General features: G+C 60.5%; 21 protein-coding genes. 7 read left to right on the forward strand and 14 right to left on the reverse strand.

Going from position 1 to position 19,989, the window contains the following annotated elements; all coding sequences use genetic code 11:
• Nucleotides 1-40 precede the first annotated feature (40 nt).
• Complete coding sequence (recO, locus tag AGR2A_RS06720) at nucleotides 41-805, forward strand: DNA repair protein RecO (RefSeq protein WP_006699397.1); 765 nt, start codon at nucleotides 41-43, stop codon at nucleotides 803-805.
• A 13-nt stretch (nucleotides 806-818) separates the two neighbouring features.
• Here the strand turns inward: recO and AGR2A_RS06725 are convergent, their stop codons facing one another.
• Nucleotides 819-2,036 (reverse strand): MFS transporter, encoded by a 1,218-nt coding sequence (locus AGR2A_RS06725; protein ID WP_072494228.1) that lies wholly within the window; start codon nucleotides 2,034-2,036, stop codon nucleotides 819-821.
• A gap of 164 nt (nucleotides 2,037-2,200) precedes the next feature.
• Here AGR2A_RS06725 and AGR2A_RS06730 point away from each other — a divergent pair, with 164 nt between their 5' ends.
• Nucleotides 2,201-2,935 carry a class I SAM-dependent methyltransferase gene (locus AGR2A_RS06730; protein WP_022555903.1) on the forward strand — a complete coding sequence of 245 codons (735 nt, stop codon included), beginning with the start codon at nucleotides 2,201-2,203 and terminating at the stop codon, nucleotides 2,933-2,935.
• A 276-nt stretch (nucleotides 2,936-3,211) separates the two neighbouring features.
• Here the strand turns inward: AGR2A_RS06730 and AGR2A_RS06740 are convergent, their stop codons facing one another.
• The 4 genes from AGR2A_RS06740 to AGR2A_RS06755 form a co-directional block, all read right to left on the reverse strand.
• The gene (locus AGR2A_RS06740) at nucleotides 3,212-4,054 is read right to left on the reverse strand and encodes an MOSC domain-containing protein (RefSeq protein WP_072494894.1); all 843 of its coding nucleotides are present in this window, start codon (nucleotides 4,052-4,054) and stop codon (nucleotides 3,212-3,214) included.
• A gap of 9 nt (nucleotides 4,055-4,063) precedes the next feature.
• Nucleotides 4,064-4,708 carry an HD domain-containing protein gene (locus AGR2A_RS06745; protein ID WP_022555905.1) on the reverse strand — a complete coding sequence of 215 codons (645 nt, stop codon included), beginning with the start codon at nucleotides 4,706-4,708 and terminating at the stop codon, nucleotides 4,064-4,066.
• Nucleotides 4,705-7,500 (reverse strand): DUF2339 domain-containing protein, encoded by a 2,796-nt coding sequence (locus AGR2A_RS06750; RefSeq protein WP_072494229.1) that lies wholly within the window; start codon nucleotides 7,498-7,500, stop codon nucleotides 4,705-4,707. Before AGR2A_RS06750 ends, AGR2A_RS06745 begins: the two co-directional genes overlap by 4 nt.
• A 273-nt stretch (nucleotides 7,501-7,773) precedes the next feature.
• Nucleotides 7,774-9,333, reverse strand: a complete 1,560-nt coding sequence (locus AGR2A_RS06755) for a VOC family protein (RefSeq protein WP_072528698.1) — start codon at nucleotides 9,331-9,333, stop codon at nucleotides 7,774-7,776.
• Between the two features lie 288 nt (nucleotides 9,334-9,621).
• Between AGR2A_RS06755 and AGR2A_RS06760 the strand changes: the two genes are divergently transcribed.
• From AGR2A_RS06760 to AGR2A_RS06770, 3 genes are all read left to right on the forward strand, one after another.
• Nucleotides 9,622-10,665 carry an ABC transporter substrate-binding protein gene (locus tag AGR2A_RS06760; protein WP_072494230.1) on the forward strand — a complete coding sequence of 348 codons (1,044 nt, stop codon included), beginning with the start codon at nucleotides 9,622-9,624 and terminating at the stop codon, nucleotides 10,663-10,665.
• Nucleotides 10,666-10,911: 246 nt separating this feature from the next.
• On the forward strand, nucleotides 10,912-11,700 hold the full coding sequence (locus tag AGR2A_RS06765; protein ID WP_004440947.1) for an ABC transporter ATP-binding protein: 789 nt from the start codon (nucleotides 10,912-10,914) through the stop codon (nucleotides 11,698-11,700).
• A complete protein-coding gene (locus AGR2A_RS06770; RefSeq protein ID WP_004440949.1) occupies nucleotides 11,697-12,515 on the forward strand; it encodes an ABC transporter permease in 819 nt (272 codons plus the stop codon). The genes AGR2A_RS06765 and AGR2A_RS06770 overlap by 4 nt, the downstream gene beginning before the upstream one ends.
• 183 nt (nucleotides 12,516-12,698) lie before the next feature.
• On the opposite strand, the gene AGR2A_RS06775 is transcribed toward AGR2A_RS06770, so the two are convergent.
• The 9 genes from AGR2A_RS06775 to AGR2A_RS06815 all read right to left on the reverse strand — a co-directional run bounded on the left by AGR2A_RS06775 (nucleotide 12,699) and on the right by AGR2A_RS06815 (nucleotide 18,628).
• A complete protein-coding gene (locus AGR2A_RS06775) occupies nucleotides 12,699-13,385 on the reverse strand; it encodes a ZinT family metal-binding protein (RefSeq protein ID WP_072494231.1) in 687 nt (228 codons plus the stop codon).
• Between the two features lie 157 nt (nucleotides 13,386-13,542).
• Complete coding sequence (locus AGR2A_RS06780) at nucleotides 13,543-14,364, reverse strand: mechanosensitive ion channel family protein (RefSeq protein ID WP_072494232.1); 822 nt, start codon at nucleotides 14,362-14,364, stop codon at nucleotides 13,543-13,545.
• 76 nt (nucleotides 14,365-14,440) lie between these two features.
• A complete protein-coding gene (locus AGR2A_RS06785; protein ID WP_004440958.1) occupies nucleotides 14,441-14,959 on the reverse strand; it encodes a tyrosine phosphatase family protein in 519 nt (172 codons plus the stop codon).
• A complete protein-coding gene (locus AGR2A_RS06790) occupies nucleotides 14,956-15,579 on the reverse strand; it encodes a YfbR-like 5'-deoxynucleotidase (RefSeq protein WP_006699404.1) in 624 nt (207 codons plus the stop codon). The genes AGR2A_RS06785 and AGR2A_RS06790 overlap by 4 nt, the downstream gene beginning before the upstream one ends.
• Nucleotides 15,580-15,581: 2 nt before the next feature.
• A complete protein-coding gene (gene ygfZ, locus AGR2A_RS06795) occupies nucleotides 15,582-16,430 on the reverse strand; it encodes a CAF17-like 4Fe-4S cluster assembly/insertion protein YgfZ (protein ID WP_072494233.1) in 849 nt (282 codons plus the stop codon).
• Between the two features lie 119 nt (nucleotides 16,431-16,549).
• Complete coding sequence (locus AGR2A_RS06800) at nucleotides 16,550-17,317, reverse strand: hypothetical protein (RefSeq protein ID WP_072494234.1); 768 nt, start codon at nucleotides 17,315-17,317, stop codon at nucleotides 16,550-16,552.
• 14 nt (nucleotides 17,318-17,331) lie between these two features.
• Nucleotides 17,332-17,589: a hypothetical protein gene (locus AGR2A_RS06805; protein ID WP_003501987.1), complete on the reverse strand. Its 258-nt coding sequence runs from the start codon at nucleotides 17,587-17,589 to the stop codon at nucleotides 17,332-17,334.
• 105 nt (nucleotides 17,590-17,694) lie between these two features.
• Entirely contained in the window at nucleotides 17,695-18,129 is a 435-nt protein-coding gene (locus AGR2A_RS06810; RefSeq protein ID WP_037088929.1) for a TIGR02301 family protein, read from the reverse strand.
• Nucleotides 18,130-18,211: 82 nt separating this feature from the next.
• Complete coding sequence (locus AGR2A_RS06815) at nucleotides 18,212-18,628, reverse strand: NUDIX hydrolase (protein WP_035210146.1); 417 nt, start codon at nucleotides 18,626-18,628, stop codon at nucleotides 18,212-18,214.
• 108 nt (nucleotides 18,629-18,736) lie between these two features.
• Between AGR2A_RS06815 and AGR2A_RS06820 the strand changes: the two genes are divergently transcribed.
• The gene (locus tag AGR2A_RS06820) at nucleotides 18,737-19,060 is read left to right on the forward strand and encodes a YnfA family protein (RefSeq protein WP_072494235.1); all 324 of its coding nucleotides are present in this window, start codon (nucleotides 18,737-18,739) and stop codon (nucleotides 19,058-19,060) included.
• Nucleotides 19,061-19,070: 10 nt separating this feature from the next.
• Nucleotides 19,071-19,832 carry an SOS response-associated peptidase gene (locus AGR2A_RS06825; protein WP_072494236.1) on the forward strand — a complete coding sequence of 254 codons (762 nt, stop codon included), beginning with the start codon at nucleotides 19,071-19,073 and terminating at the stop codon, nucleotides 19,830-19,832.
• Nucleotides 19,833-19,989 lie beyond the last annotated feature (157 nt).

The raw sequence follows: 19,989 nt of genomic DNA on the forward strand, positions 1-19,989 counted from the left end.
CGGTTATGATCGGGCTTGAATCGAAATTCGGACAGGTTTCATGCAGTGGCAGGATGAGGCGATCATTCTCGGCGTAAAGCGCCATGGCGAGACGAGTGTCATCGCCGAGGTGATGACCCGCACACGCGGCCGCCATCTCGGCATGGTGCGCTCCGGGCGCTCCCGCAGCATGCAGCCGGTGCTGCAGGCGGGAAACCGGGTAGACGTCGTCTGGCGCGCGCGCCTTGACGATCATCTCGGAGAATACCGCATCGAGCCCCTGCAACTGCGCGCGGCGCAATTGATGGAAACGGCCACCGCCGTATACGGCGTCCAGGCCATGGGCGCGCTGCTGAGGCTTTTGCCGGAGCGCGATCCGCATCCGCATCTTTATCAGGCGCTCGATATCATTCTCGATAATCTTCACGACCCGGCCGATGCAGGCGAACTTTTCGTGCGCTTCGAGTTGGCGGTGCTGAATGATCTCGGTTTCGGGCTTGATCTTACCGAATGTGCGGCGACGGGGCTGCGCAACGATCTCATCTATGTTTCGCCGAAAACGGGAAGGGCGGTCTGCCGCACGGCGGGAGCACCTTATGCGGACCGGATGCTGTCGCTTCCGGCTTTTCTCGGCGAAGGCCAGTCGAAAGCCGCTGATCCCGAGAGCCTTGCGGCAGCTTTTCGCCTGACCGCCCATTTTCTCAACCGCCATGTCTACGATCCGCGCGGGCTCAATGAAAACGCCGCCCGCGACGGTTTCGTGCAGGCGGCGCTGAAGGCTTTGGAGCGCAGGGGATCGCCGCCCGCACTGGACAGGGCCGGTTAGTTCCGGGCCATCGCTATTGGGCGAAGGCCGGCCGTGGGGCGGGGCGTTCTTCAATGGGCCAGTGCACGACGGCCGCAAAAATCCCCATGCCGACGCCAAGCCACCAGACGAGGTCGTAAGAACCGAACCTGTCATAAAGAAAGCCGCCCAGCCAGACGCCGAGGAACGAGCCGATCTGGTGGGTGAGGAACACGACGCCGCCGAGCATGCCGAGATGGCGTGTGCCGAACATGATGGCCACCAGCGCATTTGTGGGCGGCACGGTGGAGAGCCAGAGTATGCCCATGACGGAAGCAAAGAGAATGACTGAAAGCGGCGATTGCGGCAAAAGCAGAAAGGCAGTCACGACCACGGAACGGGCAATATAGATATAGGCCAGGAAATAGGGCTTGGAATAACGCTGTGCGATGACGCCGGCGGCCAGCGATCCGATGATGTTGAAGAAGCCGATGAGCGCCATGGCAATCACCGCGTAGCGTGGTTCGATACCGATATCGCCGAGATGGGCCGGGAAATGCGCGGTGATGAAGGCCACCTGGAAACCACAGACGAAGAAGCCCGTCGTCAGCAGCAGATAGCTCTTGTGGCCAAGCGCTTCCTTCAGCGCTTCGCCCGCGGTCTGCTGGAACTGCGCCTGCGACTGGGTGCCGGAGGACGAGTTTCCGCGCATGAAAAAGGCGAGCAGCGGCACCAGCATCATCATGGCGGCGAGCCAGACGAGACTGTCCGACCAGCCATAGGTGGAAATCAACCCCTGGCTGATAGGTGCAAACAGGAACATACCTGCCGAACCCGCCGCCGTGCCGATACCAAAGGCGAATGAACGCTGCTGCGGCGTGACATGGCGGGCGAAGGCGGAAAGGATGACGCTGAACGACCCTGCGGCAATGCCAAGCCCCACGAGAACGCCGCCGCCGAAATGCAGCCAGAAGGGCGATGTGCCGAAGGACATGCAGATGAGGCCCGTCGCATAAAGAAAGCCGGCGAGCACGAGCACGCGGCCCGTACCGAACTTATCGGCGATGGCGCCGAAGAAGGGTTGGCCGAGACCCCAGAAGAGGTTCTGCAGCGCCATGGCAAGACCGAAGGTTGAACGATCCCAGCCGGTATCGGCCAGCATCGGCAACTGGAAAAAGCCCATGGCGGAGCGGGGGCCGAACGTCATGACCGCAATCAGCGACCCGGCTGCGATAATCAGCCAGGGCATGCTCTGGCGAGTGGCTTGCGACATGAATATTCCCCCCTCGCAGCGCCCGCCTCTGAAAGAAGCGCAAAGCATGCCGCGGATTCCACAATGATGGGATGAATATTATCTTTTGTCAGCCGGCCCCACTAGCGACTTTTCTTGACGGCCATTATTCATGCGATTGATGGAATGCGGCCTAAGAGGCGACGATGAAACAGAATATCTACGACGATCCCGGGTTTTTCGAGCGCTACAGCGCCATGCCGCGTTCCGTGGAAGGTCTGCGTCAGGCCGGCGAGTGGCACGAATTGCGCGCCATGCTGCCCCCGCTGAAAGACAAGTCCTTTCTCGACCTCGGTTGCGGTTTCGGCTGGCATTGCCGCTTTGCCGCGGAGCAGGGCGCACGCCATGTCGTCGGCGTCGATCTCTCGGAGAACATGTTGCGCCGCGCCGCCGAGATCAATGGTGGGCCCGGCATCGAATATCGCCGCGCCGCTATCGAAGACATCGATTTTCCACCGCAGAGTTTCGATGTGGTGCTGAGTTCCCTTGCCCTGCATTACGTCCGCGATCTCGACGTGGCATTCGCAAGGATTTTCGCCGTGCTGAAGTCGGGTGGCGATTTCATTTTTTCCATCGAGCATCCCGTTTTTACGGCGCTGGAAAAACAGGACTGGTTTTACGGCGAGGACGGCGAAATCCTGCACTGGCCACTCGACAACTACCAGAACGAGGGCGTGCGCCACTCCAACTGGATGGCGGACGATGTGGTGAAATATCACCGCACCGTGTCAGCTATCGTCAACGGCCTCCTGTCTGCTGGTTTCACCCTGACGCGTCTGGCGGAACCACGACCGGATCCGGCTTTGGTGGCCGAGCGCCCGGAGCTGAAGCATGAAGACCGCCGCCCGATCTTTTTGATCGTCGGTGTGAAGAAGTCGTGAAATGACCCTTGCGTTGTATCGCCGGGGTGCACAAAGATTGAGATCGGCGCGTCAGGCTCGAAGCTTGCCTTGTTCACAGTGCTCCGTCCCTCCTCATCTCTGTGCTTCTCACAGAGATCCAGCCAGCCCAAGTCTTTGGGCTGAGGGATTGTTTCGCCGCGCAGACGCGCATCGGCTGGATTCCTGTGACAAGCACAGGAATGAGGTGGGCGAGGGTTTGACGACAGGTTAAAGCGCTGCCTGATGCCCAGAGGATTCCGTTTGAACCGGACTGACTTAGCGCCTCTTGATCGCCCAGCCTTCGGGCCTTTCCTCGATCACCTTTGCGACGTCGCCGACAGACAGCCTGCCTTCACCGCGCGGTGTCACGTTCCAGCCGAACAGCGGGCCGGGCACGCGCCGGTCTGCGGACATGCGGATGCGGCCCATGGCCTTCATGGGAGAGGGCACATCGCGGGAGCCGGTCGTCTGGTCCTGCGTGGTCATGATGCAGCGGGCGCAGGGTTTGACGAGATCGAAGCGAATGCCGCCGATCTCGATGGCCGCCCACCCGTCTTCCGCCCATGGTTCGTCCGTCTCAAGCACGATATTGGGCCGGAACCGCTCCATGCCAACGTCGTCTTCGCCATTTTCGCGCATGTTGTCGTTCAGCGCAGCGAGCGAGGCGGTGGTGGTGACAAGGATCTGGTAGCCATCCGCAAAGGTGACGGGCGTTTCATTGCCTGTCCACTCGAGGCTCGCGATGCGTTTGGAAGCGTTATCGAAAAAGGCGAGCTTCACTTCGCGTCCGAGCCATGCCGAGAGCGTGTCATTGGTCACAGCGTCGGCCATATTGGCGCTGACGATCGATTTCCATACCGCCACATCCATGCGCTCGCCGGATGGTCTTGCGACGATCTCGCCATGCTGGTCGCGCGAAAGCAACATGCCCCCGTCCTCGTGCCGCGCCAGAACCGTGGCAATGGCAGGCAATTCACGCTGGGTGATGAAGTGGCCCGACGGGTCCACAAGCATGGCGCGACGGTCACCCGGCAGACCCTCGGCCGACACGGCGCTGTCCGAGAGGGAAATGCCGCGCGCGCTTTTCAGCGGGTAGATATTAAGCTCTGTCACACGCATCATGCTTCCTCATATTTCATCGAGAAACAGGTCCAGCACCTGTTTCAGCCGCTCATGGCGGGCTCTGGCCATCTGCCTGCCGGTCTCTGTGCGAAAACCATCTGCCAGCTTGAACAGCTTGGTCTCGAAATGGTCGATGGCAAAAGCGCGGTCATCAAGCGGCCGTTCCTTCGCCAAGGGGTCGACCGGATCGTAAAGTGCGGAGCCCATGCGTCCGGCAATATAAAAGCAGCGCGCCGCGCCCACCATACCGATGGCGTCCAGCCTGTCGGCATCCTGAAGGATTTTCGCTTCCAGTGTCTGCGGCTCGATATTGGCGGAAAAGCTGTGGGTGATGATCGCATGCGTGGCGGCGTCGATATCCTGTTTCTTCCAGCCGAGGCCGGCCAGAATGCCTGAAGCCTTTTCTGCCGCCAGCCGTGATGCCTGTGCCCGCAAGGGCGAGTTTTTCTCCACGGCCACACAATCATGCAGCAGCACGCTGGCCGCCAGCACGGTGCCATCGCCGCCTTCACCCGCATGGATGCGCATGGCATTGCGGAAGACGCGGTGAATATGGGCCAGATCATGCGAGCCGTCGCCCGCATCGGCGGCGTGCGGGATCAAATCCTGCGCAAGCGCCGCATGGGGCGCGAAAGCCTCCGCCGCGATCATGCCTGCGGCTTCCGGGTGAGGATTTTCTGGTAGAACAGGCCGATGCCGATGAGCACCGCGCCGAGCCCGATGAAGGACAGCGCCCGGAGCACGCCTTCGAGGTTGCTCATGTCGATCAGGAAGGCTTTGGCAACCGAGATCAGCACGAAGGCGGCCGATGCCAGACGCAGGCTGCGGGCATTAAAGCGCGAGCCAAGCACGAGCAGCAGGACGCCAATCAGCAGCCAGACCACCGAATAGCTGTAGGTCTCGCCCTGCATAAAGCCCTTCCAGTCAGCAATATTCTCGCCCTGCCAGAAACGGCGCACCGAAAGCGTGGCCCAGGCAAAACCGAGCGCTGCTCCCGCCACCGCCAGCATGCTGACATAGGGCGGCGGACGTTTTCCGCGCGCGTAATAGGCGAGGCCGCCATAAGCGAATGCCGGCAAAAGGTAACCGATCAGCAGCAGGTTGAGGACCGGGATGCGGCCGGTATTCTCGCCGGTGAAATAGGGGTTGAGCGTGAAGAAATGCATCGTCAGCACGTTGATGACGGCGATGACGCCGGCGATCATCGAGCCGTAACGGAAGACGGGGCTGGGGCTTTTCAAATCCAGCGTCATCAGGACACCGGAGAAGCCGATGGTCAGCAGCGTGTAGATCGACTGCTCGCCGAGCGTCGGCACATTGCTGTCGAGCGTACCGCCATTCATTGCGTGGCGAACGAGGATGGCCACGGCCAGAAGTCCCATGACGCTGGCGATGGCCTGCAGGAAGTTCTTGATCCGCATGCCCGGCCAGTCGCGCAACAGCCACGCGGAGACGATGGCCAGCAAGGCAGGGATGCCATAGCCCGGCAGCAGCGCGTTGAAGACCGGCGTCGTGCCGAGATTTTGCGGCCCGACGATTGTCGGCTCCCAGGCGATCCGGCCAAGAACGGCAACACTTGCGACAGCCATGACCCAGGGCAGTATATCCCAGTTGCGGTAGCGGCTCGCCAGCACGTAAAGGAAGCCGATGACGGACAGCAGCACTGTCGTCGCGAGCCCTTCCGTCAGCGTGTGCAGGCAGAGCGCGAAGGCGGCGAAGGAGCCGAGCACAAGGATGTTCAGCGGCTTGCGATAGGTCTCACTGTTGCGCCGGTGCAGCCATTCAGCACCGGCAAGCAGCACGAAGCCAAGGCCGAGACCATAGGCCGCGTGCAGCCAGTCGCGGCTGAGATTGCCATATTCGACGAAGCTCGCCGTCGCGAGCCAGACAGGGAACAGGGCGGCAATGCCAGCCCAGAGCTGGGCGAAATCCGCATCTTCTGCGCCCTTGCGTTTCAGGAAGGAAAAGGCGCACAGCACGAAGATAGCCCCAAGGCCGAGCGCCATGGCAATTTCCGCAGCGTAGCCTGTGCCCACGGGCGGAAGCGTCACGCCGGTATCATTCACGAGACCAATAAAATCGATGCCACGCCGCGACATGAGCGACACCGCAGACTGCGCGCCGAGCGCGGCGATTATCGCCGGCCAGACGGCATAGTGACGGGCAGCGCCGAGTGCTGCAAGAGCTGCAATAAGCGCTGAAACGATGAGCGCCGGGTGAGTATCGACGCTGCCTTCGGCAAAGAGGAAGCCGATGGCCGGCAGGATCACCGCCATCGATACGGTGAGGTTGAGGGCGAGCGACGGGCGCAGCAAAAGCCGCATGATGCGAATCGCGCGCCGCTCGGGAGCTGCCGTTTCGGCAGTTTCCCGAGGCGTGGTGTCGTACTGTTTTCCGGGCCAAAGGAAGATCGTGCCAGCGAGCATAATGAGCAGGGCAAGAGTCGGCGGTTCGGCACTGATTGCATCCGAAAAGCCGATATATCCGAGAGCCCAGAGGCCAAGTCCGGTATTGGCAAGCGACGGGACCACCGTCCAGCCCTGCCGGCGCGCCGCTGCCGCGGTTGCGAGCCAAGAGACGGTGAGGAAGACGAAGAGCGCCCAGATATTCGGCGTTTCGGCGGAAATCAGCGCCGGCGTCAGCATCGAACCGAGAAGTCCGAGACCGGCGAGCGCCTGTCCGTGCAACAACGACAGGCCGATGGTGGCGAAGGCGACGAGGCCAAGCAGGATAAAGGCGGTGCCGGGGCCGATATAGTCGTAGATGCCATAAGCCGCATAAACCACACCGAACAGCGTCAATGCACCGGCCGCGGTGAGCACACCCGGTATCATGGCATTGGAGTAGGTGGTGGCGATGCCTGGCACCGCCTTGCGGCGGATCGCTTCACCGGCAAGCCCGAGAAAGAGGCCGAAAATGGCGGCGAGCGACAGCCTGACCGCCGGGCTGAGCAGGCCTGATTCGATTGAATATTTGACGAGGAAAATGCCGCCGAGCGCCAGCGCCAGCCCGCCCGCCCAAACCGCCCAGCGCGCGCCGAGCAGGCTTTCGAAGCTTTCTTTCGCTGCCGGAGCAGACGCGGTATCAGAAGCCGCCACGGATACGGCATCGGCGAGTGGCGCAGCGGGAGCGTCTTCGCGCGCCACGTCTTGATCCGCCGCAGCGGTGCTGGCTTCTGAACGCTCGAAGGCGTCTTCATCCCGGATGCCCGCTGGTTCCAGCGCCGTTTGGCCTTCCGTCTCTGCTGCGAAATCAGTCTTTTCGGCGGTTTCCGCGTTTTCTGCCAGTGCCGCAGCAGGAGCGGCCACGCCCGCCGCCATCAGCCGCTTGAGGCTGTGAACCTCCCGTTCGAGCGACTTGATGCGGCTTGAATTGCGGATGCTTGCGACCAGCGTGTAGATGAAGGCCGCGACAAGGGCGAGGATAAACAGCGGGATTTCCAAACGGACTCTCCAATTATGAAGCTGTTTTTAAAGCCCTTTTGGTGAATTTATGCAAGGCCCGGTTGATGAGGTTGTGGGTAACGGGGGGAGCGAGCGCTCGCATCCGCGTCTTCTCCCCGAGGGGAGAAGTCTGCGGCAGTGGGATGGAGGGGGCGAGGGTAGAAATAAACCGAGAGCCTTGCCCCCCCCCTCAACCGACCCTTCAGACCACTTTCTCCCCTGGGCGAGAAGAAATGGGCGACATCCGCTCGGCTTATGCGCATCCCCCGAAAATCAGGGAACATCCGCCAGCCAGCGCCGCGCCACTTCGATATCCGTGAGCCCGAGTTCGTGCCCATCCTCCAGCGTTTCCACCTCAACCCTTGCGCCGTTTGCCGCAAGCCTGTCATGCAGCACGCTCGCCCCGTCGCGGTATTTGTCGCGTTCTCCCGCAACAAGCAGGAAGCTGCGGCCGGAAAGATCACTTTCCGGCCATGTTTCGAGAACAGGCATCGGGCGGTACAGCAGGGCGTCCCCGGCAAGCTCCGGATAAAGCGCGGCAAAGGCCGCATAGAAGTTTGCCCCATTGGAATGGCCGATAAACCGCAGTTTCGAACGATCGAGCCCATAGGAGCGGATTGCCCCTTCCACGAATGCGGCGAAGGCTTCCGCTTCCGAGACGATATCGTTCTGGTCGAAGCTGAAATCGGGATAACGCCGGAACCACCGGGCAATCCCTTCTTCCGTACTGCGGCCGCGGACGCCGAGAAGCGTCGCGCCCGGTGCTGCCCGGTGCGCCAGCGGCATCAGGCTTGTTTCACTTCCGCCGGAACCGTGCAGCAGAATCATGGTGCTGCCATCAGGCTCTTCGGGCGTGTAGAAACGGTGTACAAAGGGCAGGTCGCGATAGACGATGCGCTCTTCGCCAGGCATCGCAAATTGCGGCAGGGCGACACGCACATCCGCCTCATCCTTCATGAAGAGCGGCGGGATGAACAGTTTTTCGCCGAGCCATTCCAGCGGTTCGTCCACTGTCATACCCGGCCCGTCGGTCGCCATTTCGATCAATACCCCGCCCGGTTCGCGGACGTAGAGCGAATGGAAATATTTGCGGTCATGGGCGTTGGTGGTGCTGGAGTTCAGTGATTTCAGCCCGGTTAGAACCGAGTTCAACTCATCCATGTCTTTTGCGCGGAAGGCTATGTGATCCACCGTGCCAGTGCCCGGCGCGCTGGACCAGAAGCCCGTGGCGTCGCGCACATCGATAATGTCGCCGCTACCGGAAACGAGCCGGCGAATTGCGCCCGTCTGGCTTACCTGCCTATATCCGAAGTGTTTTTCGAGAAAAGCCACGGTTTCTTCCGGCACTTCGCTCAGCACGGTTGCACCGTAGATGCGGCGAATGGCGTCATCTTCGGTAATGTCTTTCGTCACGTGCGGCGTGGCATCGTCAAACGCCTGAGTGCCGACCAGCTTGACGATCAGGCCGTCAGGGTCTTTCAGCCGAATGACGGGCTCGCCGAATTCGTCGGAGGGACCTTCCGCCCGGATGCCGAATCTCAGCGCCCGCGTCAGCCAGAAGCCGATGGCGGCAGGATCGATCGCCACGGAAATTTCCAGCGTCTGGCCATAACCCACACGGCCTTGGCCACCGTCCTCCCACACCAGAAAAGTCAGCAGGGAACCGGGCGAGGCGATGTCATCGCCATAGAGCAGATGAAGCTGCATGGCGTCTTCGAAGCCCGCCGTGCGTTTGGCCAGCCGCAAGCCCAGAAAGCCGGCGTAAAAATCCACATTCGCCTGCACCTTTCGGGTGATCATCGTGATGTGGTGTATGCCCAGTGCAGAATTCATCTTGCCCCCGCTGTAGCCGCCTGCTGTTCGTGGCCTATTTGTCTCACGCTGCCCCTGATCCGCAACCCCGGCAAATGAGAACGCTGTGTTCTCTGCGTGAACGATGCTGCTCTCGCTTCGTTGCATGCGCGATGTGCAGAATGCCGGCTTTTTGCCTGGCTCGCGAGTAATTGTGCATATAAAATAAGCATACAAAATAACGGCTATTTTGTATGCAATTTTGTCTTGCCTTGGAGGTCGGAATTGGGTCTTATGCAACCAATCCAACAAAACCATCAGGGGGAACAGATGATTTTAACGCGCAGGTTGTTGACCAGAGCTCTGGCCATTACCGCCATCGGTGTATCCGCCGGCTTTTCGCTGCCAGCGGGGGAGGCGCGGGCAGAAACGCCGGTGAAATTCACGCTCGACTGGAAGTTCGAAGGTCCGGCCGCCGGTTTCCTGCTGGCACTCGACAAGGGGTACTTTAAGGCCGAGGGCCTCGACGTCACCATCGACAGCGGCAACGGCTCGGTCGAAGCCATTCCGCGTGTCGCGACCGGCGCCTACCAGATGGGTTTCGGCGACATCAACTCGGTGATGAAGTTCCTCGATGAGGATCCGAGCCAGAAGGTCAAGGCCGTCTATATGGTTTATGAGCGGCCCACTTTTGCCGTTGTTGGCCGCAAGTCGCTTGGCGTCACCGGCGATCCGAAATCGCTGGAAGGCAAGAAGCTCGGTGCGCCGCCGCCGGATGGCGCTTTTGCGCAATGGCCGGCTTTCAAGCAGGTCGCCGGTCTCGATGACGGCAAGATCAAGATCGAATCGATCGGTTTCCCGGTGCGTGAGCCGATGCTCGCCAAGGGTGATGTCGATGCGGTTTTCGGTTTTGCCTTTTCGGTGATCCTCAATCTCAAGAAGCAGGGCATCGGTGACGATGATATCTCGACCATTCTGATGGCCGAGCACGGCTTGAATCTCTATGGCAATGCAGTGCTGGTAAACACTGATTTCGCTGAGAAAAACCCTGAAGCGGTGAAAGGTTTCCTGAAAGCGCTGGCGAAGGGTTTTGCTGATTCCGTCAAGAACCCCGAAGAAGGCGTGGCTGCTGTTCTCAAGCGCAACGAGACACTCGACAGCGCCATTGAGCTTGAACGCCTGAACATGGCCAACAGCATGAACATCAAGACGCCCTATGTGGTGGAAAACGGTATGGGCGGCGTCGAGCCAAGCCGGCTTGCCGCCTCGCTGGAGACGCTCAAGGTGTCCATGGGCCTGAAGGGCAACGTCAAGGCGGAGCAGGTGTTCGACGCGACCTACCTGCCGGCCAAGGAAGAACGCATGCTTCCCTGATGGGTAAAATGAGCGGGTGCCGCAGGTTTCTTCTCCCCGCCGGGGAGAAGTCCGCGGTAGCGGGATGAGGAGGCAAGCTCTCGGTCCACCGCCGACGTTTCCCCCTCATCCGACCCTTCGGGCCACCTTCCCCCCTCGGGAAGAAGAAACAAGCGGCAACGCCGGGTATGGCCGGCAGCCTAAGGAATTGCGGCGGGAGTAACGAAGGCCATAAGCGCCCGTTCCAGCGTGAAAATGGGGATCGCGATGTCACATCTCGTGGAAATAGATAATGTCGACATGCGCTACGGCGGGTCGGCCGGCACGCTGGCCGTCTCCGGCTTGAACCTGACGGTCGACAAGGGTGAATTCGCGGCCGTGGTCGGCCCGTCTGGCTGCGGTAAGTCGACCCTGATGAAACTGGTGACGGGGCTGCATATTCCGCAGAAGGGGAATGTCATCGTCGCCGGACGGCAGGTCACGGAGCCGGTTTCCATTGTCGGCATGGCGTTTCAGAACCCGACGATGCTGCCCTGGCGCACGACGCTCGAAAATATCCTGCTGCCGCTGGAGATCGTCGAAAAACATCGCCGTCGTCTGCGCGCCCACAAGGCGGAATATGTCGCGAAAGCCGAGCGCCTTCTGGAAATCGTCGGCCTGAAAGGTTTTGGCTCGAAGTATCCGTGGCAGCTTTCCGGCGGCATGCAGCAGCGCGCCAATCTTTGCCGTGCGCTGATTCACGAACCGGAACTGCTGATGCTGGACGAACCTTTCGGTGCGCTCGATGCCTTCACCCGCGAGGAATTGTGGTGCGTCATACGCGACCTGCACGCCGCGCAGCGCGTCACGATCATCCTGGTGACCCACGATCTGCGCGAGGCGACATTTCTGGCCGACAAGATTTTCGTGATGAGTGCGAGGCCGGGCCGGGTGCTCGCCGAACACCGCGTGCCATTTGCACGCCCGCGCCAGCTCGACATCATGTATGACAAGGGTTTTAACGACATGGTGCAGGAACTGCATGGCGAAATCGCGCAGGCGAGGGTGGCGGCATGAGCGCGATCGTTGAAAGCACCGTGGCGGCCGAACCGCCGAAGCCGCTGATTGCCCGCGTCAACTGGGTGAAAGCCGCTCCCTGGCTTTATACGCTGGCGCTCTTCGTGGTGTGGGAACTGCTCGTCCATGCGCTGAAAATGCCGCCCACGATCCTGCCATCCCCGGTAAGGGTGGGCCAGGCCATCATGCAATATTGGTCGCCGATCTGGAAAAACTCGCTGCAGACACTTTATACGACGACGCTGGGCTTTGCCCTTGCCGTGGTCGCCGGTCTTGCTATTGGCCTGTTCATTGGCTGGTCGAAAACCATCTATGCCGGGCTTTATCCGCTGATGATCGGTTTCAACGCCATCCCCAAGGTGGCGCTGGTGCCCATCCTCGTCATCTGGTTCGGCATCGGCACGGTTCCCGCCGTTCTGACCGCCTTTTTGATCTCCTTCTTCCCGATCGTCGTTAATGTGGCGACCGGGCTTGCCACCATTGAGCCGGAAACCGAAGACGTGCTGCGGGCACTCGGTGCCAAGAAGATGGACATCATGTTGAAGGTCGGTATTCCGCGGTCCATGCCCTATTTCTTCGGCTCGCTCAAAATCGCCATCACGCTCGCCTTTGTCGGCTCGGTCGTATCGGAAACCGTCGCCTCCAATTATGGCCTCGGCAACATGATGAGTTCGGCGCAGAGCCAGTTCAATGTGCCGCTGGTCTTTGCCGGCCTGCTGATGCTCGCGGTGGAAGGCATCGCCATGTATGCCATCATGGCCTGGCTCGAAAAGCGCATGACGGGCTGGGCGCATCGCTCCACCATGGGGCAGTGAATCTTTCTTCTTCCCCCGGGGAGACGGTGGCCCGAAGGGCCAGATCAGGGGGCGAAGGCAGAGATATGCGGAGAGCTTGCCCCCTCAACCCGCTGCCGCGACCTTCTCCCCGGCGGGGAGAAGGCGAAAGACGTGTTTGCTCGGCATTCCTCACGCTCCGGAAAGCCGCGAGCCTGCTATAGCTCAATGCGCCGCCATTTCCTTGACGATATCGACGCCGTCCATCAGGAACGGATAATAGGTTGGCCAATTGGTCACTTCGTCCAGCAATGCCTTGCGGTCGTTGCCCCAATAGAGATGGTAATGGCCGGCCTTGACCGGGGCGATGGAGTGATCGCTGAACTGGATGAATTGCGGTGCGGCCTCATCGCCGCCGGTTTTCTTGAAGATGTAGCGGACACCACGATTGCCCTTCTTGTAGGTCAGGATTTCGTGGCCGTCGCTGACATAGGTGCCTTCAGCGGGTTTGCCATCTTTATAAAACGCCACGCTGTCGCTCTTGATGACGATACGGTTCACGTCAGTCTTGTAGCCGACCTCGTAATAGGCGCGGTATTCGGCGGCCGTCTTGTCGCCATGAGCCGCCTTTTCCGCCATGACGGGATCGAGCGAGCCGTTCAGCAGGTAGGGATAAACGGATTGCCAGTCACCTTCCCAATCGGAAAGTGTGCGTGGTTTCACCTGGGCATCCTCGAAATAACCCTTGTAGATCTGCTTTTCAGCTTCGGTCATCTGATGGCCGTGATCGTGCCCGTGCTCATGGCTGTGGGCTGCGGATTTGTCGCCACCGGCAGGCATTGCCGTGGTCGCCGCCAACAGCATGGAACCAAGTGCGACAGCGCCGGTGAGGCGGGTGATTGTCTTCTGCATTGTCTCGGCTCTCTCCTAAGACAAGTTACGTAATAACATTACGTATGAAGCTATAGAGATCGCATCAGCCGGATGCAAGTGCGCTACAGGGCGAGGCACCGAAAAAGCGCGACGGCTCTTGCAACCATCGCGCTTGCAGAAAAATGGGGGTGACGTCTCAGGCCGGCTGTGCGCTCACTTCCGCCTTACGCTCGTCGAACGCGAGTTTCATCGCTTTCGTCACATCGCGGGTCGTCACGAAATAGCTGTCGCTACGCACCCAGTAACGCAACTTGACGGTGGCGCTGTCGGCGCTCACAGAATCGACAAAGGTGACAGGGGCTGGGTCAAGCAGCACCCGGCTTTCCGAGCGTACGACATTCATCAGCATGTCCTGCGCAGCGGCGAGATTCTCATCGTTTTTCACCGTCAGGCTCAATTCGTGCCGGCGAGAAGGAAAGCGGCTGAAATTGGTGATCGGCACGTTCCAGAGCGTCGAGTTGGGCGCCAGACGGTAAAGGCCGTCGCTGGTCTTCAGCTCGGTCGCAAACAGTCCGATCTCGATGATCGTCCCGCTGACGCTGCTGGTTTCGATATATTCCCCGACCCGGAAGGGACGCAGCACCAGCAGCATGATGCCGGCGGCAATGTTCTGCAGCGTTCCCTGGAGTGCGAGGCCAATGGCAAGACCGGCGGCGCCGAGGGCCGCCAGAATTGAGGCCGTCTGCACCCCGAATTGGCCCAGCACCATCACGATGACGAGAATGAGGACGACATAACGAATGGCGCCCGCGAAGAATCCGGCGAGCGTCGCATCGAAGCCGCGAATGCGCGACAGGCCCTGAAAGGCCCAGCGTTGAAGAAAGGCAGCGGCCAGCCAGCCGACGATTAACAGCAGAAGTGCACCGATCACCGAAAAGGAATATTGCACCGCCAGTGCGCTCGCCTGTCTTACGGCCGCTTGCGATGCGACAATGATATCCGTTGCCTGTTGTTCCATGAATCGTCCCGTGATTTTATTTGCGTTCAGGGTTGGTAACGACTGCGTTCCGAAGGGGTTCCGCCAAAACCGGTTGTCAACTGCGAAGTGGCAGCACGAAAGGCACATTGCCATCTGTGTCCGCGCCCCTGCCAATCGCCTTGATAGCCGCCTCCAGACGACCCTTCCGGCCGAGCAGCCGGTCGCCGATGGCGATGATGCGGGCATTCGGAGTGGCATAGGGCGAGGCGGCGCGCAGACGCAGCGCAAGTTCAGTCTCATCCTGATCAGGGTAAAGACTGAGCGCGGCGATGACGGCAGCCGCAGGCGAGCGCGAAACGCCCATCCAGCAATGGATAAGCAACGGGGCCGTCTGATCCCATTCATGCGCGAACTCGATGAGCTTCAGCACATGCGCATCGTCAGGGGCGATAAGATTGCCGGTGCCCTTGAAGGAGATGTCGTTCATCGCAAGCGTCAGATGCCGTTCGGCGGCAATAACCGCGGGGCGGTGAAATGTCTGCTCCCTGGCGATCAATGTCACCATTTCCCGGGCCTTGTGCTTCACGGCCATTTCCGCGATCCGTCCGAGCGGTGAAACCACGATGGCCGTCATTTGGCACCCCCGGGGTTCGTCCCGCGCATGGCCTCGATGGCCTCAAAACGCTGGATGAACAGCTTTTGCGCTTCCGTGGAGGGAAGCGGCGTGATGTCGAACATGTCGCGGGTAATACCGCGTGGCAGGCCGAAAAATTTTTGCGCCTCGGCCGTGGAAAAACCGGCAAGCTCCGTCGCCTCGAAAAAGGCGGCGACCGTGTCGGCCTTCTTGATGCGGTCCTTCAACTCGCGCGATGCATGCGGCGGCAGGCCGAAGCGCAGATGCACGGCGGCCTCAAGCCGCTTTTCCACAGTCTTGTAACCGCCGCCGACCACGGATTTGAACGGAGAGATCATGTCGCCGATCACATATTCCGGCGCATCGTGCAGAAGCGCCATTTGCATTTCATCGGGGGTCGCGGCCGTGCACATGCGGCAGAAGATCGTCTCGACGATGAGGCAGTGCTGAGCGACTGAAAAGGCGTGGTCGCCACGCGTCTGGCCGTTCCAGCGGGCAACGCGGGCAAGCCCATGGGCAATATCGGCGATTTCCACGTCGAGCGGCGAAGGGTCGAGCAGATCGAGCCGCCGTCCGGACAGCATGCGCTGCCAGGCGCGCGGGCCTTTGACGGAGGCCACCTCTATTCCTCCGCCTGTGCCGCCGGATCGGCCGCCGGGAAGGAAAGACCGCTCCAGGCGGGCAGGGCAACGGCGACGGGAACAGTTTCCGCGAGAAGCGGCGTGCCGGACGCGAGCGCCGCGGCAATGCGGTCGATGCGCACGATGGCGAGTGCCTTGTTGCCGCAGACGGTGCCGAGCGTACCGACGGATTTGCCCTGTGCGGTAATGTCCACGCCGCTGCCGGGGAGGGCGTCCTGCGCTGAAACAAGGACAACACGCCGCCTTGCCGTGCCGCGATGTTTCATGCGCGATACAACTTCCTGGCCGACAAAGCAGCCCTTCTTGAATGACACCCCGTCGTTCACATCCATCAGCACGTCATGCGGAAAAGCATCCTGCAGCGCATAGTCGCGGCCAGCTTCGGCAATGCCGTATTCGACACGCAGCTCATCATAGACGGCTGCGTCGCCAGCGGCAGTTGCGCCCGGAACGCGGAACAGATCGAGCCCCGCCTTGGCGAAACGGCCGTCCCTTAACGCCGGCTGAGGTGCCTGTTCCCCCCAGAAAACGCTCACACCTTCGGCGGCTTCCGCTTTCAGATCGACGGGAGCGCGCAGCTTGTACATCGTCAGGCGGCGCAACAGCGCTTCCTGTTCGGAAGCGGTGATCTCGATGAGATAGTCCGTTCCGTCGCGCGCGATGAGGAAATCGAACAGGATCTTGCCTTGAGGGGTCAGAAGGGCGCAGGCGCGGGCTTCCCCTTCAGGCAGATGCTTCACATCGGTGGTAATGAGATTGTTCAGAAACTCCTCGGCGCCGGTGCCGGAAACCCGGATCAGGCGGCGGTCGGCAAGAAAAGCGGAAGGCATGGCGTCACCGTTCGGTTCGTCGAGACTATGCGTCTGGGCAACAGCACATGTACCGGTGCCGGACGCTCATTCCGCACAGTTAGGATTTTTGCAAAAGAACGGCAAGCGCCGGGATAGGATCAATCGCCGGCGGTGAAGAACTTCCACTTGCCTTCAGGCGAGATGCCGATGCGATAGAAGCTGTAATTGCCGTATTCCTGCATGTCCGCTAGGTCGCCGGCGGTGATGATGCGCAGCAGTTCCACTTTTTCCGGCGGTGTCAGCGTATTGAGCGGCTTTCCGGCGAAATAGGGGAAGACATAGGCTTCGTCCGGCGTGCCTGCATCAATATGGGCGTAACCGGTCGACAGGAGGTCGATGATGATTGCCAGCACTTCCAGCCCGTCGGTATCTCCTGAATAGCTTTTCAGCGCTGCGATCGGGTCTTCGCCGTCATTGCCGTCGATGCGGAATTCTTTCTGGCCGGCAGCGATGAATGGCCGCAACTTTTCAATATCGCCCGTCGCTGCCGCGTCGATGATCTGTTGGCGCAGCTTGCGTACGGCTTCCGGTGCCTTGGAAATATCGTGCTCGATGACCACTGACATTTCGGGGGTATTGTCCGGCTTGGACGATTGCTGGTTCGTCTGGGCGGCAGATCGGTCGACCAGAGGGTCGGGCAGGGGGATGCCTTCCGAATCGCCCTCGATTTCGTCCGGCTCGGCGGGCGCGGTCTGCTCAGGCTGTTCGCCCTTCTGAGCCTGTGGCTCGCCTTCGTTGTTCTGGGCCGGCTTCAGCTCGGAAAGCGCAAAGGCTCGACCCGGCAGGCCAATCGACCCGGCGGTCAGAGCGAGCACGATGGATAGCAGGGCGGAAGAGCGCAAAAGCCCCTTGCTCAGGCAAGACATGATAGACCCCGGCTTTACTGTATCACCCGCTGCGGAGAAAATTCGCCTTGAAGCATGCGCTGACGCAGCGATTCCAGCATTGCTTCCGCGCCAGCCTCGCCGTGGATCCGGATGGTTTCGCGCATGGCCAGAGCGATTGCAGCATCGGCGATGATCTCCGGCTCGATGCCGTCGGCCATGCCGTCAGCCCATGCCTCGTTCTGGTGTTCCAGAGCGACCTGCATCTTTTCATGCACGATCATATCGTCGATTTCGTTACGGCTTGTCTGCATTTTTCATCCTCGACAGGGCGGGCAAGTCCTTACCACCCTGTTAACAACACTAGCAGCCTTTTATCAAAACGGCACGGGCTGCGGCGAAAAGAGGTTAATAATCCTCTAATTTCCGAACCTGGACGCGATTTCCTGAGCGAGTGTTGCCCCTTCGTTACGGTAGTTCTCTTCTGCCATGATGGCGGCGCGTGTGCAACTGGTGTGAATGGCCGCAAAGGAGCGGTATCCACGGTTGAATGCAGCCGTCATGCGCTGACGTCGTTCAGGTTCGTTGGCCGTGTCCGCAGCCAGAAGGTCGCCCATCGATTTGCGCCAGTCCTCCGGTCCGGAAGAAGGGCACAGCGTTCTCAGATATTGCACCGCACCCAATATTTCCGACAGCCGTGCCAGCTTGTCGTCATAGGGCGCGGGTTTGGGAGGTGCCGTTTCCGCAGGACGTGCCTCGGATGCTGCCTTGGAAGGCTGCGCGTAAACGGCGCCGTTTTGCCCGGTCGGCAGCATGGTCAGGAAAAGAGACAGGAAAATGGTTGGTCGTATCAAAATTTTATTCTGCCCCACACATACTCGTGAACATCCGGCGGGCGGACGGGTCTAGATAATCGCGATTCTGCCCTGCTGGCAATCATGCTAGCAGCCGCTCGGCGCATTCCACCACGCTTTCTGGGGCCGGCAGTCGGCGGATTTCCGCAAGCGTGTACCAGCCTGCGTCCGCTGCGTCATCACCGACGGTCACAAGCGGATCGGCATCCGTTTCCACGGTGAAGACGGAGAGCAAAAAATGGCTCGTCAGGGTCCCATTTGCATCGTGCGAGGGAAGATCGTAGGTCGCGAAAAGTTGCGGATCGCGTGCAACAATGCCGGTTTCCTCGTGCAGTTCACGTAGCGCCGTCTCGGCCGGCGTTTCGCCTTCCTCGGCCCGTCCGCCGGGAAAGGCGAACATGTCCTTCGAGGGCGGATTGATGCGGCGCACGAGCAAAAGCCGGTCGCCATTTCTGACGATGGCGGAGGAGGCGAGGCGGGGCTTGATACGAACGGTCATGTAAGGTTTCGCGTGTCTCGGTCGGACGGTCTGGAAAAATCGATTCCGGTTTCTGCGCCGATGTTATAGTCCAGAATCGGTTCGATTGTGCAGGCAGAAGACGGTGGAATGAAGGTCTATCTTATCTATGCGTTGGCGGCTCTTGCCGAAATTGCCGGCTGTTTTTCCTTCTGGGCCTGGCTGAAACTTGGCAGAACGGCTTGGATATTGTTGCCGGGCATGTTGTCGCTGGCCGCCTTTGCCTGGCTCCTGACGCTGGTGCCAGCGGAGGCCGCAGGCAGGGCGTATGCCGCTTATGGCGGCATCTATATCGCCGCTTCGCTTTTGTGGCTCTGGGGCGTCGAGGGCCACGCGCCGGACAAATGGGATATCGCCGGCGGCGCCGTCTGTCTCGCAGGGGCCACCATCATCCTGTTCGGGCCGCGGGGTTGAGGAGAAACATATGTGCGGACGTTTCGTCCTGAAAGCGACGCCGGAAGAGATTGCCGATTATCTTGACCTGATCGGGCTAGAGGATTTCCCCGCCCGCTTCAATATCGCGCCCACGCAGCCGATACTGATTGTCATGGAGGGTGAACGGCAGGAGCGCGGCAGTAACCTGCCCAATCGCTGGGCAGTGCTGGTTCGGTGGGGTTTCCTGCCCGGATGGGTCAAGGACCCGAAGGATTTTCCGCTGCTCATCAACGCGCGTTCGGAAACGGCAATCGGCAAGGCCTCCTTCCGCGCCGCCATGCGCCATCGCCGTGTGCTCGTGCCTGCGTCCGGCTTTTATGAATGGCGACGTCCGCCGAAGGAAGAGGGCGGCAAACCGCAGCCCTATTTCATTCGCCCGAAGAAAGGCGGCATCGTCGCCTTCGCCGGTCTCATGGAGACATGGTCTTCGGCCGATGGTTCGGAGGTCGATACCGGCGTTATCCTCACCACGGCCGCCAATGCCGCCATCGGGCGCATTCACGACCGCATGCCCGTTGTCATCGCGCCTGAGGATTTCAGCCGTTGGCTCGACTGCAAGACTCAGGAACCACGCGAGGTCGCCGATCTGATGCGGCCGGTTCAGGATGATTTCTTTGAGATGATTCCCGTCTCGGACAAGGTCAACAAGGTCGCCAATGTCGGCGCCGATCTCATCGAGCCAGTGCCGGAAAGCGTGCCGCTGGCAAAGATCAAACCGGCGAAGGACGAGGGGCAGATGTCGCTGTTTTGACGTCTTTGCGCAGCGTGTGAGGCTGGTTATCTAAGCTCTGACATTGCCGCCAATTCTTCTCCCCGAGGGGGGGAAGGTTGCCGAAGGGTCGAGGGGGGGGCTACGGCAGAGATATACGGTGGGCTTGCCCCCTCATCCCGCTGCCGCGGGCTTCTCC

It is taken from the genome of Agrobacterium genomosp. 2 str. CFBP 5494 (assembly GCF_900013495.1).
GTDB lineage: Bacteria > Pseudomonadota > Alphaproteobacteria > Rhizobiales > Rhizobiaceae > Agrobacterium > Agrobacterium pusense.

What these genes read in the sequence shown, in the direction of transcription:
- AGR2A_RS06775 (WP_072494231.1), bottom strand. Translation starts at nt 13,385, where the DNA reads ATGCAGAAGACAATCACCCGCCTCACCGGCGCTGTCGCACTTGGTTCC.
- AGR2A_RS06815 (WP_035210146.1), bottom strand. Translation starts at nt 18,628, where the DNA reads ATGACCGTTCGTATCAAGCCCCGCCTCGCCTCCTCCGCCATCGTCAGA.
- AGR2A_RS06825 (WP_072494236.1), top strand. Translation starts at nt 19,071, where the DNA reads ATGTGCGGACGTTTCGTCCTGAAAGCGACGCCGGAAGAGATTGCCGAT.
- AGR2A_RS06785 (WP_004440958.1), bottom strand. Translation starts at nt 14,959, where the DNA reads ATGACGGCCATCGTGGTTTCACCGCTCGGACGGATCGCGGAAATGGCC.
- AGR2A_RS06770 (WP_004440949.1), top strand. Translation starts at nt 11,697, where the DNA reads ATGAGCGCGATCGTTGAAAGCACCGTGGCGGCCGAACCGCCGAAGCCG.
- AGR2A_RS06765 (WP_004440947.1), top strand. Translation starts at nt 10,912, where the DNA reads ATGTCACATCTCGTGGAAATAGATAATGTCGACATGCGCTACGGCGGG.
- AGR2A_RS06805 (WP_003501987.1), bottom strand. Translation starts at nt 17,589, where the DNA reads ATGCAGACAAGCCGTAACGAAATCGACGATATGATCGTGCATGAAAAG.
- AGR2A_RS06745 (WP_022555905.1), bottom strand. Translation starts at nt 4,708, where the DNA reads ATGATCGCGGCGGAGGCTTTCGCGCCCCATGCGGCGCTTGCGCAGGAT.
- recO (WP_006699397.1), top strand. Translation starts at nt 41, where the DNA reads ATGCAGTGGCAGGATGAGGCGATCATTCTCGGCGTAAAGCGCCATGGC.
- AGR2A_RS06730 (WP_022555903.1), top strand. Translation starts at nt 2,201, where the DNA reads ATGAAACAGAATATCTACGACGATCCCGGGTTTTTCGAGCGCTACAGC.
- AGR2A_RS06780 (WP_072494232.1), bottom strand. Translation starts at nt 14,364, where the DNA reads ATGGAACAACAGGCAACGGATATCATTGTCGCATCGCAAGCGGCCGTA.
- AGR2A_RS06725 (WP_072494228.1), bottom strand. Translation starts at nt 2,036, where the DNA reads ATGTCGCAAGCCACTCGCCAGAGCATGCCCTGGCTGATTATCGCAGCC.
- AGR2A_RS06800 (WP_072494234.1), bottom strand. Translation starts at nt 17,317, where the DNA reads ATGTCTTGCCTGAGCAAGGGGCTTTTGCGCTCTTCCGCCCTGCTATCC.
- AGR2A_RS06755 (WP_072528698.1), bottom strand. Translation starts at nt 9,333, where the DNA reads ATGAATTCTGCACTGGGCATACACCACATCACGATGATCACCCGAAAG.
- ygfZ (WP_072494233.1), bottom strand. Translation starts at nt 16,430, where the DNA reads ATGCCTTCCGCTTTTCTTGCCGACCGCCGCCTGATCCGGGTTTCCGGC.
- AGR2A_RS06820 (WP_072494235.1), top strand. Translation starts at nt 18,737, where the DNA reads ATGAAGGTCTATCTTATCTATGCGTTGGCGGCTCTTGCCGAAATTGCC.
- AGR2A_RS06760 (WP_072494230.1), top strand. Translation starts at nt 9,622, where the DNA reads ATGATTTTAACGCGCAGGTTGTTGACCAGAGCTCTGGCCATTACCGCC.
- AGR2A_RS06740 (WP_072494894.1), bottom strand. Translation starts at nt 4,054, where the DNA reads ATGCGTGTGACAGAGCTTAATATCTACCCGCTGAAAAGCGCGCGCGGC.